Below are 16381 nucleotides of genomic sequence, written 5' to 3'. Positions count from 1 at the left end.
CACCGCAATTAAGGTTGCGGATTTGCATTTAATTGCTGTTGTTTAACCGTTTCGACAATGCCTTCGACATGCGCTGCTTTAAGCGTATCAGCCACTTCCGGCGGCATATAAGACGCATCATGTTTGGCTAATACTTCATTGGCTTGAAATGCGCCATCGGGTTGCATTCGCCCTTTTGCCACCACGCCCTGACCTTCTTTAAATAAATCCGGCAAAATACCCGTATAGCGCACGGGAATGGTGGCGGCATTATCAGTAATCTTAAAATGCACGGTTAATCCATCGGATTGGCGATTCAAACTGCCATTCACCACCAAGCCGCCGAGTCGGAAAACTTCATTCGCCGGCGGTGGTTGTGCAATGACCTGCGATGGGCTAAAGAAATACGCGATATTACTGCGCAATGCTTGTAATGCCATCGCGGCGGCAATACCGATTCCAGTAATAGCAAATACAATAAACAGAAGACGTTTTTGACGTGCTTTCATAGCATAAAATACCAAACAACATGAATTAATCACCCAAAAAATAACGCCATCCAAGAGCAATCCCGCTCTGGATGGCGCACCAAATCAGTCAGGATAAACCCTAACTCGAATGATTAATGGACGTCTTTCCAATACTCTTTCTTCAAATAGAATGCCAAAACAAATAGCACACCTAAGAATAAGAGAACGTAAATGCCCAACTGTTGACGTTGCAATTTCATTGGCTCACCAATGTAAGTCAAGAAATTGGTCAAATCACGCGCCATTGCATCGTATTGTTCTGGCGTTAATGATCCTTGTTTAACCAATTTAACACCAATGACATGCGCCTTATCTACTGGCGCACCGGGCGCAGGTTCATAGCCTTCGGCATAAACTGGTTCTTGAATACCTTGCAATCCAGATAATACCGGCGGCATTCCCACATCCGGGAACATCAGGTTATTTACACCATAGGGACGGCTATCATCCAAATAAAAGGATTTCAAATAGGTGTACACCCAATCAGGCGTACGCCAGCGCGCTACCAGGGTTAAATCCGGCACCACGGCGCCAAACCACAATTCGCCATCTTCTGGACGCATGGAATTGGTAATCATATCGCCTGGTTTGGCATTACCGTACAGCAGGTTATTGCGCAAATCTGAATCAGAAATACCAATATCCTGTGCCACGCGGCTATAGCGCATGTATTTTAATGAATGACAGCCGAGGCAATAATTCATAAAATATTTCGCGCCGCGTTGTAATGACGCATGATCGGTTAAATCAATATCGGCATCTTCTGTCTCTGGCTCATGACCACTCGCCATAGCAAGACCAAATGGTGTTGCCAATAATAACGCAATTGCAAAAATGGCATTTCTCATAGGGTCACCCGTTCTGGCACCGGCAGGGTTTTATCGAGTTTGCTGTAAATTGGCATCAAGATAAAAAAGGCGAAATAAATAATGGTAAATACACGCGATAAAAACGTGTATAGATCACTCGCCGGCATGAGACCAAGATACGCTAATGCAATAAATGACACGACAAATAAACCCAATGCAATGCGTGAAATCTTGCCTTTATACCGCATGGATTTGACCGGGCTGCGATCTAACCAGGGTAAAAAGAACATGATTAAAATTGCTGCAAACATGACCACGACGCCGGGGAATTGAGAACCAGCAATCGGTGGCACGGCACGCAACATGGCGTAGAACGGTGTGAAGTACCATACGGGTGCAATGTGCGGGGGCGTTTTTAATGGATCAGCCGGTTGGAAATTCGGCCCTTCTAAGAATAAGCCGCCGAAGTCGGGTGCAAAAAAGACAATAGCAGCGAAGATGGCTAAAAAGCCAACCACGCCAACAGTATCTTTAACGGTGTAATACGGATGAAATGGAATGCCGTCTAACGGGCGGCCGTTTTCATCCTTTTTGTCTTTAATCTCAATTCCGTCTGGGTTATTTGAACCAACGCGGTGCAGGGCGACGATGTGAATAAACACCAAGCCAGCTAACAAGAATGGAATCAAAAAATGGAAAGCAAAGAAGCGGTTTAAGGTCGCATCAGAGATGACGTAATCACCGCGTACCCAAGCCGATAAGGGTTCACCAATGTCTGGCACTGCGGCGAATAAATTGACAATGACTTGTGCGCCCCAATAAGACATTTGCCCCCAGGGTAGCAGGTAGCCAAAGAATGCAGTGGCCATCATTGCCAGATAAATGATAACGCCTATGATCCAGAGCAATTCACGCGGTTTGCGATACGATCCCCACATGAGGGCGCGAAACATGTGCAGGTAAATGACAATGAAGAACGCCGAGGCGCCGGTGGAATGCAGATAGCGAATTAACCAACCCCAGTCCACATCACGCATGATGTATTCAACGGATGCAAACGCATCAACTGCTGAGGGTTTATAATTCATTGCCAACCAAATACCGGTGACAATTTGAATCACTAACACTAATAAAGCGAGTGATCCGAAGAATGACCAAAAATTCAGATTTTTGGGTGCGTAGTAATCCGCAAAATGCGCATTCCAAACATGTAGAATTGGAAAGCGTTTATCGAGCCAGCCAATAAAGCCGCTCGGTTCGGTGGGTGCAGCACTCATTAAGCCCGTCCTCCATCCTCGCCGATCAATAGGGTCGTGTCATTAAGATAGGTGTGTTTGGGAATGACCAAGTTAGTCGGTGCCGGAACACCCTTGAATACCCGCCCGGCTAAATCAAACTTTGAGCCATGACAGGGGCAAAACCAACCACCTTTCCATTTGTCCCCGAGGTCTTCCGGGGCGAATTCGGGGCGATAAGTTGGCGAGCAACCTAAATGGGTGCAAATGCCAATGACCACGAAATAATTTGCTTTAATTGACCGCGTCGAATTTTGGCAATAACTTGGTTGTTGCAATACCTGCGATGACGGATCAACCAAATCCGAATCGCGTGTTGGTAATGCGTTTAGCATTTCGGCTGTGCGATGCACAATCCAAATGGGTTGACCACGCCATTTAACCCTTAATAATGCACCGGGTTCTAGCTGACTGATATTCGCTTCAACTGGTGCGCCCGCCGCCCGAGCTTTAGCACTCGGGTTCATTGACGCGATGAAGGGAACAGCGACGTAGCCAGCACCAACGGCACCGACGACGCTGGTTGCGGCAACGAGTATTCGTCTCCGCGTCTTATTCACGCCTTGTGCGCTCATTTGTTAAAAAAACCCCCGCTAGGCTCGTAGGGACGACGCCTCGCAACGGAGGCGTACGAACGATGACAATATTCTATTGTTGATAAGAGAGGTGACGCAAAAAACTGCCCACGCTTTGCAATAACAACACGATGATTGTAAAACAAAACAACCCCCGTGCTGCGTTCATAGCGTTACGATGCTGGGGGGCTGGTGATCCGTGACAGGCTTCAGCGGCCGCGTATTTTTAACGATGACACTAGGGTTGGTCAAGGTACGTTTAGGGATAAGTCGCGTTGCGGCTAAATAAAATCTGCCGCACATTAACCCGATTTTCTTTAAACTGTTGACCAAGATCGCAGCGAAGGATAATTATTATGACTAGCGTAGTTCATTCACCACCGATACCGCGTTCTGGAATTAAACTCGAGCATGTCTCGATCATTGCCGCACACTTTCCAGTGTGTCATGGCACAATTAACATCACGCCGTTTGGGCAGGGTTTTATTAACGATAGTTATTGTGTGAAAACGCAAGCTGGCGAGTTTGTTTTGCAGCGTATTAACCAGCGCGTATTCTCCGCCCCCGAACGCATCATGGATAATTTGCAGTATTTGCAACAAGCGCGTTTGGCACTGGGTAATCAAGCACCGCGCTTGCCGCAATTATTTCCCGCTGCGAGTGGTGAATTGGCATTTGTTGATCATGATGGCGGCACCTGGCGGGTATTGGAATTGATCGCAAATAGTCAGACATTAATGACGATTAACCAGCCAAATCAAGCGCGTGAAGTCGGGCGGACATTAGCTGAGTTTCATACTTTTGTCGCACAATTACCGCGGCAACACTTCAAATTAACCCTGCCGACGCTGCATGATAGCGCACAGTATCTTGCCCAATTGCAACAGCGCCTTGCACCATTACACACAATTCAAGATACGGCCATTATTGATGCCATTAGTTTCATTAACCAGCGCACCGGATTAATCCAACGGTTTGATACAGTGCAGGCCGCTGAACTATTACCACTGCGTATCACACACGGTGATCCTAAATTGACCAATATTTTGTTTGATTTATCAGGTCAATCTGCCTTGTGTTTAATTGATTTGGACACCATTCAACCCGGTTTGTTATTACACGATGTCGCCGACTGCGTACGTTCTTGCTGCAATCGCTTTGATGAAGATCAAGCCGACGGGCAGGTGATATTTGACCAAGCATGTTGCCGCGAATTATTTGCTGGATATTTTGCTATTGCCGCGCCGCTGTGGACTCCCATTGAAAGCGCTTGGTTATTTGATGCCCTGCGCTTATTACCACTGGAATTGGGAATTCGTTTTTTAACTGATCATCTGAACGGGGATCAATACTTTCGCGTGACTGAACCGGGACAAAATCTGTTACGCGCCCGCAACCAACTTGCATTAGTTGCCGCCATTGAAAATCAGGAATTGGCATTGCGGACGTTAATTAATCAATGCGTATCCGGGTATTAAGCATTGGGCGGAAAATGCCGGCGTGGGTGAATGATGGATGGATGACCTATGCCCGGTATTTGTAATTTAGGTGTCAAAATTTTGCTAAAAATAATCCCGTTGTTGAAAACGGGATTATAAAAACACACCCTCTCTAATGGAATAAGAGCGATTATGGTGTCATAGCTTTACCAACTATCCGTAACGTATCAATATAAGCGAAGTCTTTTGTATCAGTATCCCACATTCCAAAGGCGACGCGAAAATGCGGATTATTTGCGGCAGTTGCAGGTAAGTTCACAGTAATTTCATGCAATTGCCCATCGCTTGCTGCATGATGATTATCAATGATCACCGGTTCATACCAGGTTGTACCATCCGACCAATAGAGAATCAGATATTCCCAATTTTCAAATGATGCGGCACCCATAAATACGCTAAGTTGAATATCAGTAAAACCAGCAGTAGAAATGGTGCGTTCTACCCAAATATTATTGCCCGTAAACCGCATAGCATGTTGACCTTGTTTTGGGTCACCCGAATACCAACTCACGCGCCCTTCACGGTACCAATCAGTTAAACCAGTCTCAAACTCATCAGCAAAAATGAGCGCCATTTCCTCAGTAGATTCTTCTGCCGTGACTTGAACAAAATCATTTTTAATACGCACGTCTGTTCCATTCGCATTGCTTACAGTCAGACTAACGGTATAGTTGCCAGGTGTATTAAATACATGACTGGGCGATGCTGTCGTTGCAGTATTACCATCACCAAAATCCCATAGCCATGCGGTTGCATTTTGTGATTGATCGGTGAATTGTACGATTAATGGTGCAATCCCATTTAATGGCGAAGCATTAAATTCTGCTTGAGGCAAAATCGCCGGCGGGGGCGAATAATCATTTGGCACTTCATACGCGCCACGATCCAAAAAATTATTCTGTGGGCGTTCAGTGCGCACGGCATCAATTGTTATGTCCACAAGCGCAATACCTGAATTAATCAGTGGGCTATCCGCATATGGCTGAAGTGCGCTGTTCCATTGTGGTGTTGCTACTAAACGATTAGGTTCATTGGCATAAGTATTGGGCGCAACGGTGTATAAGTTGTGTGAAAATGTGAAACGCCCACTATCACCCCATTCGATGATGTCACCGTTACTCCCGAAATTAAACGCATTGTTAATAAAGCGAACATCGGTATTGCCGCCGTATTGTTCTAATAACAAACCTTGTCCATAACCCTGTATGCTGTTATTAGCAATTAGAACAGCAGTTGATCCACCACCATCTACATTGAAGGCGTAAAGATCATTACCACCGCCAACTTGATCAATCAGCACGTTATTGAAAATTTGGATGTCGTGACTTCCAGCATAAAGATGAATGACGCTGCTGGCGGCGGGATTTGCTTTACTAATATTGCGAAAAGTATTGTTGTAAACTAATACATCTTGTTTGCCGTCACGAATATCTAATGCGCCATTATAAGGTGAGATTAAAGCATAATCATGTATGAGATTGCCAACAACAAGATCACCATCATTGTATTCTTTGAGATCAATAGCATTTTCAAGTTGGGCATTAGCGGCTGTGCCTTGTGTAGAAATGTCATTGCCAATGATATGGGTAAATTGTGTGTCATTTGCATTTTCACCATGCCCGCCGGCGCCAATATAAATCCCTTCAGTAGGTGTATTATAAATGACATTATTTAAAATCATGTTGTAGCGTGCCGAATCATCCACATTACCCGCAAATAAAATGCCCGCCCCATTGAGATTATAAACACGGCTATTCATCACGACATTAAAACTGGAATCCTGTAAATGTACACCACCACCTTGATGTGAACCGGTCAAATCAAGTCCGTCGATTAGATTCCAATTGGTTGGTTCGGCATCGGCATCGTTAATTGCTTGACCAATATACAACATGGTGTAGATGCTCGGTTTACTGCTGGCATCTAGTATTACCCGTTGAGTTGTTGGGTCAGTGGCTGCATTACGAAATACAATAGGGCGACCTATAGCGGCTGATAAATATCGTGGGTCGCCACTGACTCCGGTTTCATTAATAAAATTGGCACCAACGACCTGAACCCAGTCGCCCTGTGCATCCTGTCCTGTAGCAATAATTTTGAATACACCGCTATTGGCCCGCCAGCTCCGATAAACGTATAGATAGTATTCATCCGGGTGATTGGTTAAATCGAGTGCTGGTACATCAGTCCCTAATGGAAATCGTAATGTATCGGTATTGACGATACTCACGCCGCTAGTAACACTAACCACTTCTGCACCAGAATGCGTTAATGCAATTGCTTCTGGATAAGTACCCGGTTGAATGAGTACTTGATCACCGGGTTGAAGTGCATGTTGGGTGGCGCGGGATATTGTGCGCCAGGGTGTATTGACGGTGCCGTCAGCGGCATCATTCCCGGTGGTTGCAACATAAAAGGTGGTTGCCATAGTTGGCTGACCGGCAAGCAGTGTTAAACTGAATAATCCACTGACAATAATATAGCGATGATTGATTGCTTTTAATGATTGCATTGGCGTTAATCTCCAAAGTAGCGATCTATGGCGGCTGGGTGTTTGTATGGGAGAGTATATACATTAAAACATGCCTTCAATGTGAGGGAAATCTCATTTGTTAGTATTGGTAGTGATGCGCTCGATGAGTATTCGCATACTCATTATCGGTTTAACAAGTGTGCTAATAGAGTGGTTGTTTTAATTCGTTTAACAATTTACAGTTGCTTTTTGTTTGAAATGATAGTGAATCAATACACATGCGTATCCGGGTATTAAGCATTGGGCGGAAAATGCCGGCGTGGGTGAATGATGGATGGATGACCTATGCCCGGCGGTTGCCAATAGAATGTGCGCTGGAGTTAATTGAAATTGAGCCGGTAGTGCGCACTCGCGGCGGCGATCATTCGCGGGCATTGACGATTGAAGGCGAGCGTTTATTAGCCGCGCTGCCCAAACGGGCGTGGCTGGTGGCGTTGACTGAACACGGGCAGCAGTGGTCGAGTGTTGCGTTATCACAACAGTTGCGCCGCTGGCTGTCGCACGGAAGCGACGTGGCGCTGTTGATCGGCGGGGCTGACGGCCTCGCGCCCGCCTGTTTGCAACGCGCCGATCAACAGTGGTCACTGTCGGCACTGACATTTCCGCACCAATTGGTGCGGGTCATGGTGGCCGAGCAGCTGTATCGGGCGTGGAGTCTCACGCAGGGGCATCCGTATCATCGAGCGTGACGCGGTGCGGTTTGCAATAACTTGGCAATTAAAATTGCGCGCATTACTCAAATTGAAAAATGCGCGCCGCTCGAATTGAAAAATAAAATGACAACTGCCGTTTAATAAAAAATAGGTTAAGTCGTTTTAATCGCTCACCCGCCGTCCAATTATTCGAGGCATAAAAAAACCGGTCAGGTTTTACACCGAACCGGTTAATTGAATTAAATGATTTGGTGCCCAAGGGCGGAATTGAACCACCGACACGAGGATTTTCAGTCCTCTGCTCTACCAACTGAGCTACTTGGGCGGGAAAGCGATTAGTCGGTGCTTGGCGACGCGACTAAAGCGCACTATTTAAGCGTCAATGCGCGCCGCCGTCAAGCAAAAGTTACGCTTCACCACCCGCGATGGTCATCTGCTCGATCAACCACGAACCGGTGCGGGTGCTGCCGTCAAAATCACAATCGTTGCCAATCGCCACCAGATTGGCGAACATCGTCATCAGATTGCCGGCGATGGTGATTTCTTCCACCGGGTAGGCGATCTGGCCATTTTCCACCCAAAATCCCGTCGCGCCGCGGGAGTAATCGCCCGTCATCATGTTGACGCCCTGCCCCATCAACTTGGTCACGAATAATCCGCTGCCCAATTCGCGTAGCAGCGCCGCCCGATCCAGTTGTCCCATGCCAACGTGCAAATTGCGCACACCGCCGGCGTTGGCGGTGGTCTGCAACCCGAGGCGGCAGGCGCTGTAATTCCCTAACGCATAACTGGCCAACACGCCGTCCTGCACGAAGGATTTGGCGTAGGTCGCCACGCCGTCGCTGTCAAACGGCGCGCTGGCTAACCCGCGTGGCAACAGCGGTCGCTCGTCAATTTGCACCCAACTGGGGAAGAGTTGGTTGCCCAGGCGGTCGAGTAAAAAACTCGATTTGCGGTACTGCGCCGTGCCGCGAATTGCGCCCATCAAACTGCCGACTAAGCCGGTGGCCATTTCGGCGCTGAATAACACCGGCGCGGTGCGCGTGGACAGCCCCCGAGCGCCAAGTCGCGCTAATGTCCGCTCGGCGGCGCGGCGACCGATGTCAACTGGCGCGGCCAAATCGCCCAGAGCGCGGACGTTGCTCCACCAGCGGTCGCGCTGCATTCCGGCCTCGGGTGACTCTTGACCAACGACAGTGCAACTCAAACCGTAACTGGTGCTGGGATAACCGCCGATGAAGCCGTGACTGTTGCCGTACACCGCCAAACCTTCGTTGGCACTGAAATTAGCGCCGTTGGAGTTGACGATGCGCGGTGACACATCGCGGGCGGCCTGTTCACAGTCCAACGCCAGCGCGGTGGCGTATTCGACATCCAGTTCCCAGGGATGGTAGAGGTCAAGATCAGGCACGGCCGTTGCCATTAACGCGGCGTCGGCGAGTCCAGCGCAGCAGTCGGGTTGGGTGTATTTGGCGATGGTGATGGCGTTGGCAACGGCGTCGCGGATGGCGGCGGTGCTGAAGTCGGCGGTGCTGGCGTTGCCCTCACATTGCCCGACGTAGACGGTGATCGCCAAATTGTGATCGCGGGTGTGTTCGACCGTGTCAATTTCACCCAAGCGGACGTTGAGTTCTAGCCCGCTGCTGCTACCGACAACCGCTTCAGCAGCGGTGGCGCCGAGTTGGCGGGCGTAGGCGAGCAGATCGGCAACGCGCTCGTGCAGGTCGGCGGTGCGGGTGGATAGGTCAGCAGTATTGGACATGGTGGCGTGGCGCAGGTGGCATGAAACGGGAAACATTGGCGCAGTGTAACAGCGATGGTGGTTTTATAAAACCCGGGTTGAATAGTCAATTGCCGGTCATTGATTCAACCGCCGCGCAGGAATGATCAAAATATTTAGCCTATTAACAAATGCACCATCAACAATCGTCCCTATGCCCTTTAATTATGCTTTTTTTGCTGCGAATTAAACAGCTAAAAACTGACTTCTTAATTTTTTCTTAATACGCCAACACTACAGTCGTCTGATGTTTTTAAACGAAATTTCTCCTCCATATTTTTAAGTAAAGTTGCTTGAACTTCTTCTCCAGAATAATCAAGTAGCCAATCAAATATTTTTCGTACAGCAGGAGAAAATTTTTTTTCTTTTTTATCAAACAAAACCTCATCTCCTCCATCAGACATAATAATAAACCCTTCAATCTTTTCCATCGAACCCCTATATATCCGTAGTTGTTGCTGAATATTGTCATCAGTAGTGAAAAATGTAGAATTATAGTACTCCCCTTTAGCAGGATAAGAGAAGACATCAACTATTACCTCCATGTTCTCGTTATGCATATAACCGATCATCCCGTCTCCAATATGTCCAACCAAATAATTTGATTCATTTACAGCCACAAATAGCAGGGTAGAAGACAAATGTTTTATTGGAATATTTCTTTCAAAAGACTCCCAAAATAACGAATAAAAAATAGCGGAAGATATTTTAACTTTAAGATTATCTTCATTCATCTCATAAAACTCATGAAAGTTTTCGATAATCAACCGATTAATCTGGTTAACGATAATTTCTGCACCAGTATCAGAATGTTTAGCAGAGCCTGCTCCATCTGCTAAAGATAAAACCGTAATACCGTTTTTACTCATCGATAGCACTCGGTCTTGACATGGTATATTAGCACCAGAGTGGGATATACCCTGAACAGCAGCACAGACTGTTTTGTACATTTCAATCTTTAATTGGTTCTTGTTGCACACCACTCGTGGTGTTCAGCGGAAAAATCTTTATAAATAATATCTCGCCAATCATGGTGCGACCTTTGTAAATTATCAAAGAGCTACAGCGTCCATCCACTCGTAGGGGGCAGATTTATATTTGCCCCCGGAATAGACTGTGAGGTTATGGCGACACTTTTACTAAGCCATTCAAAAAATGCTTTGAAATTAACTCCTTTCATCCTTACTGGTGCGTTTCGTGGTGAAAACCTAGACAAAACATTCAAATCTGCACCTGTACCTATACCTATCGGAAATATGGTCAGTTTCTTTTGATTAACTAAATTCGTGGCTCTTTGTGAAGCACTAGCAATATCATCAGTTGGGGCGCCATCGGTCATGAGGACTAGCCAAGGCTGATAATAATCAACGCCTGCTACAGAATATTGATTTTTAGCTTGTTCTAATAAATCGAGTGCTAAATTGACAGCCTGACCCATTGGGGTCATCCCATTTGCTCTTAGCATTGGAACATTTTGCTTTTCAACAAAACCAAAATCTAAAATTTTTTCTACTGATTCACCGAAAGTAACAACTGCAATTTCAGCCGCATACTTTGCTATATCATCGCTTTTAATGCTATCGAAAAAAAACTTTATTCCATTGTTCAATTCTTTGATGGGTCCACCTACCATAGAGCCACTCGTATCAAGTACGAGGCAAACGGGAACACGAGCAGTAGGATTATCTGCTAATTCATCAATTCGTAATTCTAAAAAATCGCGCATGAATCACCTTTATTTAAAGTATCAAGAAAAAAAATTCTTGATAAAGTTTAAGAGTCCACTATTATTTTTAGATACAGAGCTGTTGTTAGGTTTATGCTGATTTTGTGTAGGCTTATTATAAGCATGTGAAGAATTATTTTGAGTAGGTTGTGATATTTTCATAGACATTCTCAGTTTGTATATTTCTCTGCATCTTGAGCATCTAAATTTCCAACCTTCCGACTGAATTTTATCAAAATGAACCTTGCTAACTAGTTCTTTTTTGCCACATTCCACACAATTCATACTTATCCCATCTTGTACTCTATATGATGATGGAAACAATTCATTACTGGAATGTCCTTCTTTAATACCTTTTAAATAGTAACCTAATGCTTTGGCCCAATCCTCAATAGCTACTTTGCAGCCTTTTGAAAAAACCTCTTCAAAATTCTTTTTTAACTCAAAGTGCAGATGACTCCAAATAAATCGCCAAGGGCCAAACGGTTTTTTATCAGCTTCATCTTTTTCACGGACATAAGAAAAATTACGATTTTTAATATTAGCTATTAAATCTTCGCCTCCTTGAGAACTGTAAGGTGTTTTACCAGGGAATAAAATCATAAAAATTAAAGTCGCCACCGCAAACATTTCATGCTCTTTGGTTCTCAGAATATCTGCATAATTAAATCCTTGCAATTCTGGCGCTGTAAAAATTGGTGTTCCTACAGGGCATGGAAAATTTTCAACTTGATAACTATCGGTATCTACAAAAAAAACTGTATTTTCGTCGACTACTAAAATATTGTTTGGGTTAATATCACCAATGATAATGTTTACATTATGCAGTTTTTCAATAGTTTGCACAATAGTTAAAGCCAGCTGCACTAAATTCTCTCTTTTCCATTTAGGAAATTTGTTTTTTAATACAGGCTTTCCAAAAACAGAGGTTTGTAAAATATGACCTTGAGCTTTGTCCATCAAATACCCGACAAATTGATTTTGATCATTAAATACTATTTTTTTTGGTAAGCAAACTCCTTTAATTAAAATATTTTTGTTTAGCATTAATTCCAATTTACGTTTCCGCAAATTTGTCAAACGTTCTTGCTTGTAAATTTTGCAAACTAAACCATTATTTGTCTCAAATAGCTCTCCCTCACCACCAGATGCTATGAATTTTTTAAGATAAATTTTTTCTAATTTTGAAGTAAAAACATATTCTCCTACACTAGGCAATTTGCTAACTGATAATAAACGCTCTTTTTCTATTAAAGGTGAACTACAAAGATTAAATTTTTCAGCATTCTCTTGAGTAAATCTATTAGTTGACTTTTGTGTTGTGCCATTGATCGACTGGGGTTCCCACTTTAGTCCATGTGTTCGCTCTAAACGCGGTTCCCATTCATGGAGAGAATAAGTACGATTATGGATAAAAACGATTTTCATATCCTTATAGGATGTTATAGATTGACTGTATTTTATGTTGAGCATATCTATAGCTAATTTTGCATCTTGGGTAATCAAGCAGAGATTATGCTTCAATCTATTCTTTGAAAAGACCATTGGGAAGACTGCATCAGCGAATATTTTACTTCCTCCAATCACTTCGTTTTCTTCCTCGCGTACATCTAATAAATTGCTGTTATTAAAATGCTCTACAACTTTTAGAGCATATTTGGCACGTGATCTCGTATTATTGTCGGTAGATTCTGCAACCTTTTTTATTTCATTATAAACACGCATAGCCAATATAATTTTAGTATTAGTTTGATACAAGGCATCATGAATGTTCTTATGGAAGATTTCGGCGTTTTCAAGCATCAAAGCATTTGTATCTACAAAAATCTTATAGTTTTTACAAAGACTTTCTAGTTCTAAGCTAGTCATAATTTTTTACCAAAAAACCACCTCACGCGGTGGGTAATTCCTACTAAATATTATAACTACAGTAACCTATAGGTGTCTAGCCTAACAATGTAGTTAGCCTGCCTTCGAAAATCCAGTTTTAGGAAAAATATAGCGATAGTACACTTTTGGTAGGGTACTTTAGGCTTAACAGCTTGAAAAGCAAAACTGAGATTGTTGTGAATCCTACTGAACCAATACGCCACCTAAAATCAACCGCCGCGCCGTGCAATGCCAATTTATTTTTATCACATAAAAAACGGCTGGTTAAATCAATAACCAGCCGTTGTTATTTCACTCAATCTCGCCCGAATCAGCGGTCATGCGTGATGCGGTTAATTATAGAATATAGCCGCGTTCATCATGCAGCGCCAAATCCAGCCCTTCGGTTTCTTGTTCTTCACTGACGCGCAAGCCAATGGTCACGTCAATCAGTTTCAGAATAATAAAACTGAGTACGCCAGTATAAACAATGGTCACAATCACGCCTTTGAATTGCACCCAAACTTGACCCAAGATCGTCATACCTTCGACCAATCCGGCGCCGCCGAGACTAATATCCGCACACACGCCAGTTAATAATGCACCGACAATCCCGCCGACCGCGTGGACGCCAAATACGTCGAGCGCATCATCATAGCCCAATGCGCGTTTTAATTTGGTGGAAGCAAAGAAACAAATGACGCCGGCGGATAATCCAATAATTAACGCACCAATTGGACCAGCAGTGCCTGACGCGGGGGTAATGGCAACTAATCCCGCCACTGCGCCCGATGCAATACCTAATACACTCGCTTTACCGTGTGATAACCATTCAGAAAACATCCACGCTAATGCGGCAGTTGCGGTGGCAATTTGCGTAACGAGCATTGCCATACCGGCGCTTTGATTCGCCGCGACCGCACTACCCGCATTAAATCCAAACCACCCGATCCATAGCATAGATGCACCGATAACGGTATAGCCGAGGTTATGCGGTGGCATTGCCGATCCGGGATAACCTTTACGCCGTTTAATGATTAATGCGGCAATTAAACCGGCAACACCCGCGTTAATATGCACCACCGTGCCGCCGGCAAAATCTAATACGCCCCAATCCCACATTAACGCACCGTCACCACCCCAAACCATATGGGCAATCGGTAAATAAACTAAGGTGAACCATAAGCCCATAAACCATAATAATGCCGAAAACTTCATACGTTCGGCAAAGGCACCAACAATGAGTGCCGGGGTAATGATCGCAAAAGTCATTTGAAAGGTGACAAAGACCGATTCGGGAATTGCAAAGGTGAGGGTTTCTCGATTCACCGCACCGAGCAGCAATTTATCAAAGCCGCCAATAAACGAATGGAGATTAATCACGCCTTTTTCCATGCCGGCGGTGGAAAAGGCGAGACTGTAGCCGTAAAGTGTCCACAGCACGGTCATTAATGCAGTAATGGCAAAGCACTGCATTAGAATAGATAAGACGTTTTTAGCGCGCACCATACCGCCGTAAAATAACGCTAATCCCGGAATAGTCATAAATAACACGAGTGCGGTGGCGGTCAACATCCATGCTGTATCACCAGCACTTAATGTCGGTGCCTCTTGTGCGAAAACGGTGAATGACGCACTGCTTAATCCGAGTGCTGCCAATAACATCATTAATAATCGCTGTCTCATAGTCATTAACATCATCACTCCTTACTCACAGTTTCATTCAAAGTGCATCGCTACCCATTTCACCGGTGCGGATGCGAACAACTTGCTCAATGTTGGAGACAAAAATCTTGCCATCACCAATTTTACCCGTGCGGGCGGCGCGAATGACCGCTTCAATTACGCGCTCTACTAATACATCATCTACCGCGATTTCTATTTTGACTTTGGGCAAAAAATCAACCACATATTCCGCACCCCGATATAATTCAGTATGCCCTTTTTGACGCCCAAAACCTTTCACTTCGGTCACGGTAATACCCGATACACCAACATCCGCGAGTGCTTCTCGCACGTCATCTAATTTGAACGGTTTAATAATGGCAACCACCAATTTCATGCCCAATACTCCTTAAAACAAATGCACGTCGGGAAAGCAACGCTTGATGCCTTGAATTCCCGACGCTTGCTGCTGATTAAGCAATTAAACCAGCGGGGATGTCACCGGTTTTAATTGTCAGGTTAAAAGGTTTTATTCCAGCCAACCCAGACTTTTGCTTCGTCATTCCAGAACTCGGCATCGCTACCATCAGTTTGTTCATAGGTCAAACTAAAGGTGCCGAACTCACTAGCATCTTTACTCAACTTAACTCCCCAGTGGGTGTAATCAACCGAGTCAGTCTCAAGTTCATTGACCGGTAATTCATTGGTGAAATCATAATAACCAGCAAAGGCGCCAATTGAAAAACTCTTTGGCAATGGTAAATCAACTGCCAAATTATAATAAATATCACCATCAGTATAGATGGCGTCTTCAGTATCATCACCGCCCCAGACAGTGTAATGAATCCCCGCCGAAAACCATTTATATCCACCCGTCACGGCCATTTCCCAAAAGTCATCATCTGGATCACTATCTGGATAGGCAACATAAATGGTGCTTAATCCTAAACTCATATCTTCATTGCCAAATTGGAAATCATAACCGGCGGTGACATCTAATTCATAAGTGGCGCTGCCGGGGCCAAAATCGACATTTGATACCCAAGTGCCGGCATGAAAACCGCTCTCATGCGCCACATCCACGCCGCCCTGCACGGCTGCTTGATCGTCAGTTTGGGTCACGCCGCGCCAGATATAGTTGGAAACTGCGCCGATATTGGCGCTGGCGCTCCAGGGATCAGCCGCTAAAGCGCTTGATGTGCCGCCGAGCGCGGTGATCGCACAGACGGTGACACTTAAGCGTGTTTTATTCGATAATTCAGACATTTAGCTAAACCTCATTGTTTTTTAGAATGCGTTCATGCGTGAGCAGCGCCCTCCGTAGGCGCGGTTCACGTTCCCGTCATGGCAACCCATGACGCTCTCCAGCATATAGTATGCCACGCGCTGATGTCACTAAAAAACAACGGGTTAGCTAAACTGTTGCAAAAAAACAGGTTTTTGGAGTGACGTCCCGCCTCGATCTTTG

The 16381-nt window shown here is 45.0% G+C and carries 14 protein-coding genes and 1 tRNA gene; 2 read left to right on the top strand and 13 right to left on the bottom strand.

From position 1 onward, the window contains the following. Positions 1-8: 8 nt before the first annotated feature. The 4 genes from ccmE to petA all read right to left on the bottom strand — a co-directional run bounded on the left by ccmE (position 9) and on the right by petA (position 3188). Complete coding sequence (ccmE, locus tag HUK38_RS10840) at positions 9-488, bottom strand: cytochrome c maturation protein CcmE (protein ID WP_182584351.1); 480 nt, start codon at positions 486-488, stop codon at positions 9-11. 113 nt (positions 489-601) lie between these two features. Continuing rightward, the gene (locus HUK38_RS10835; RefSeq protein ID WP_182584350.1) at positions 602-1357 is read right to left on the bottom strand and encodes a cytochrome c1; all 756 of its coding nucleotides are present in this window, start codon (positions 1355-1357) and stop codon (positions 602-604) included. Further along, positions 1354-2595 (bottom strand): cytochrome b, encoded by a 1242-nt coding sequence (locus tag HUK38_RS10830; protein WP_182584349.1) that lies wholly within the window; start codon positions 2593-2595, stop codon positions 1354-1356. The genes HUK38_RS10835 and HUK38_RS10830 overlap by 4 nt, the downstream gene beginning before the upstream one ends. Continuing rightward, positions 2595-3188, bottom strand: coding sequence for a ubiquinol-cytochrome c reductase iron-sulfur subunit (gene petA, locus HUK38_RS10825; protein WP_182584348.1), 594 nt, complete (start codon positions 3186-3188; stop codon positions 2595-2597). Before petA ends, HUK38_RS10830 begins: the two co-directional genes overlap by 1 nt. Before the next feature lie 356 nt (positions 3189-3544). Here petA and HUK38_RS10820 point away from each other — a divergent pair, with 356 nt between their 5' ends. Next, positions 3545-4666 (top strand): phosphotransferase enzyme family protein, encoded by a 1122-nt coding sequence (locus tag HUK38_RS10820; RefSeq protein ID WP_182584347.1) that lies wholly within the window; start codon positions 3545-3547, stop codon positions 4664-4666. Positions 4667-4817: 151 nt separating this feature from the next. Here the strand turns inward: HUK38_RS10820 and HUK38_RS10815 are convergent, their stop codons facing one another. Continuing rightward, a complete protein-coding gene (locus HUK38_RS10815) occupies positions 4818-7199 on the bottom strand; it encodes a PKD domain-containing protein (protein WP_182584346.1) in 2382 nt (793 codons plus the stop codon). Positions 7200-7438: 239 nt separating this feature from the next. Between HUK38_RS10815 and rlmH the strand changes: the two genes are divergently transcribed. Further along, a complete protein-coding gene (gene rlmH, locus HUK38_RS10810; protein ID WP_182584345.1) occupies positions 7439-7909 on the top strand; it encodes a 23S rRNA (pseudouridine(1915)-N(3))-methyltransferase RlmH in 471 nt (156 codons plus the stop codon). Between the two features lie 213 nt (positions 7910-8122). Here the strand turns inward: rlmH and HUK38_RS10805 are convergent. The 8 genes from HUK38_RS10805 to HUK38_RS10770 all read right to left on the bottom strand — a co-directional run bounded on the left by HUK38_RS10805 (position 8123) and on the right by HUK38_RS10770 (position 16179). Next, a tRNA-Phe gene (locus tag HUK38_RS10805) sits at positions 8123-8198 on the bottom strand. 81 nt (positions 8199-8279) lie between these two features. Continuing rightward, positions 8280-9635, bottom strand: coding sequence for a metalloprotease PmbA (gene pmbA, locus HUK38_RS10800; protein WP_182584344.1), 1356 nt, complete (start codon positions 9633-9635; stop codon positions 8280-8282). 227 nt (positions 9636-9862) lie between these two features. After that, a complete protein-coding gene (locus HUK38_RS10795) occupies positions 9863-10603 on the bottom strand; it encodes a PP2C family serine/threonine-protein phosphatase (RefSeq protein ID WP_182584343.1) in 741 nt (246 codons plus the stop codon). A gap of 110 nt (positions 10604-10713) precedes the next feature. Next, positions 10714-11379 (bottom strand): vWA domain-containing protein, encoded by a 666-nt coding sequence (locus HUK38_RS10790; RefSeq protein WP_182584342.1) that lies wholly within the window; start codon positions 11377-11379, stop codon positions 10714-10716. Positions 11380-11400: 21 nt separating this feature from the next. Then, positions 11401-13248, bottom strand: a complete 1848-nt coding sequence (locus HUK38_RS10785; protein ID WP_182584341.1) for a protein kinase domain-containing protein — start codon at positions 13246-13248, stop codon at positions 11401-11403. Between the two features lie 357 nt (positions 13249-13605). Continuing rightward, complete coding sequence (locus HUK38_RS10780; protein ID WP_238787599.1) at positions 13606-14916, bottom strand: ammonium transporter; 1311 nt, start codon at positions 14914-14916, stop codon at positions 13606-13608. Between the two features lie 55 nt (positions 14917-14971). Next, positions 14972-15310 (bottom strand): P-II family nitrogen regulator, encoded by a 339-nt coding sequence (locus HUK38_RS10775; RefSeq protein ID WP_182584339.1) that lies wholly within the window; start codon positions 15308-15310, stop codon positions 14972-14974. Between the two features lie 122 nt (positions 15311-15432). Then, positions 15433-16179, bottom strand: a complete 747-nt coding sequence (locus tag HUK38_RS10770; RefSeq protein WP_182584338.1) for a TorF family putative porin — start codon at positions 16177-16179, stop codon at positions 15433-15435. Between the last annotated feature and the right edge of the window lie 202 nt (positions 16180-16381).

It is taken from the genome of Thiospirillum jenense, from assembly GCF_014145225.1.
Classification (GTDB): Bacteria; Pseudomonadota; Gammaproteobacteria; order Chromatiales; family Chromatiaceae; genus Thiospirillum; species Thiospirillum jenense.
This window is presented reverse-complemented; position numbering and strand designations above follow the sequence as displayed.

Coding starts and splice junctions, on each gene's coding strand:
- rlmH (WP_182584345.1), top strand. CDS start 7,439: ATGCGTATCCGGGTATTAAGCATTGGGCGGAAAATGCCGGCGTGGGTG.
- HUK38_RS10830 (WP_182584349.1), bottom strand. CDS start 2,595: ATGAGTGCTGCACCCACCGAACCGAGCGGCTTTATTGGCTGGCTCGAT.
- HUK38_RS10790 (WP_182584342.1), bottom strand. CDS start 11,379: ATGCGCGATTTTTTAGAATTACGAATTGATGAATTAGCAGATAATCCT.
- ccmE (WP_182584351.1), bottom strand. CDS start 488: ATGAAAGCACGTCAAAAACGTCTTCTGTTTATTGTATTTGCTATTACT.
- petA (WP_182584348.1), bottom strand. CDS start 3,188: ATGAGCGCACAAGGCGTGAATAAGACGCGGAGACGAATACTCGTTGCC.
- HUK38_RS10795 (WP_182584343.1), bottom strand. CDS start 10,603: ATGTACAAAACAGTCTGTGCTGCTGTTCAGGGTATATCCCACTCTGGT.
- HUK38_RS10770 (WP_182584338.1), bottom strand. CDS start 16,179: ATGTCTGAATTATCGAATAAAACACGCTTAAGTGTCACCGTCTGTGCG.
- HUK38_RS10820 (WP_182584347.1), top strand. CDS start 3,545: ATGACTAGCGTAGTTCATTCACCACCGATACCGCGTTCTGGAATTAAA.
- HUK38_RS10835 (WP_182584350.1), bottom strand. CDS start 1,357: ATGAGAAATGCCATTTTTGCAATTGCGTTATTATTGGCAACACCATTT.
- HUK38_RS10775 (WP_182584339.1), bottom strand. CDS start 15,310: ATGAAATTGGTGGTTGCCATTATTAAACCGTTCAAATTAGATGACGTG.
- HUK38_RS10785 (WP_182584341.1), bottom strand. CDS start 13,248: ATGACTAGCTTAGAACTAGAAAGTCTTTGTAAAAACTATAAGATTTTT.
- pmbA (WP_182584344.1), bottom strand. CDS start 9,635: ATGTCCAATACTGCTGACCTATCCACCCGCACCGCCGACCTGCACGAG.
- HUK38_RS10780 (WP_238787599.1), bottom strand. CDS start 14,916: ATGATGTTATTGGCAGCACTCGGATTAAGCAGTGCGTCATTCACCGTT.
- HUK38_RS10815 (WP_182584346.1), bottom strand. CDS start 7,199: ATGCAATCATTAAAAGCAATCAATCATCGCTATATTATTGTCAGTGGA.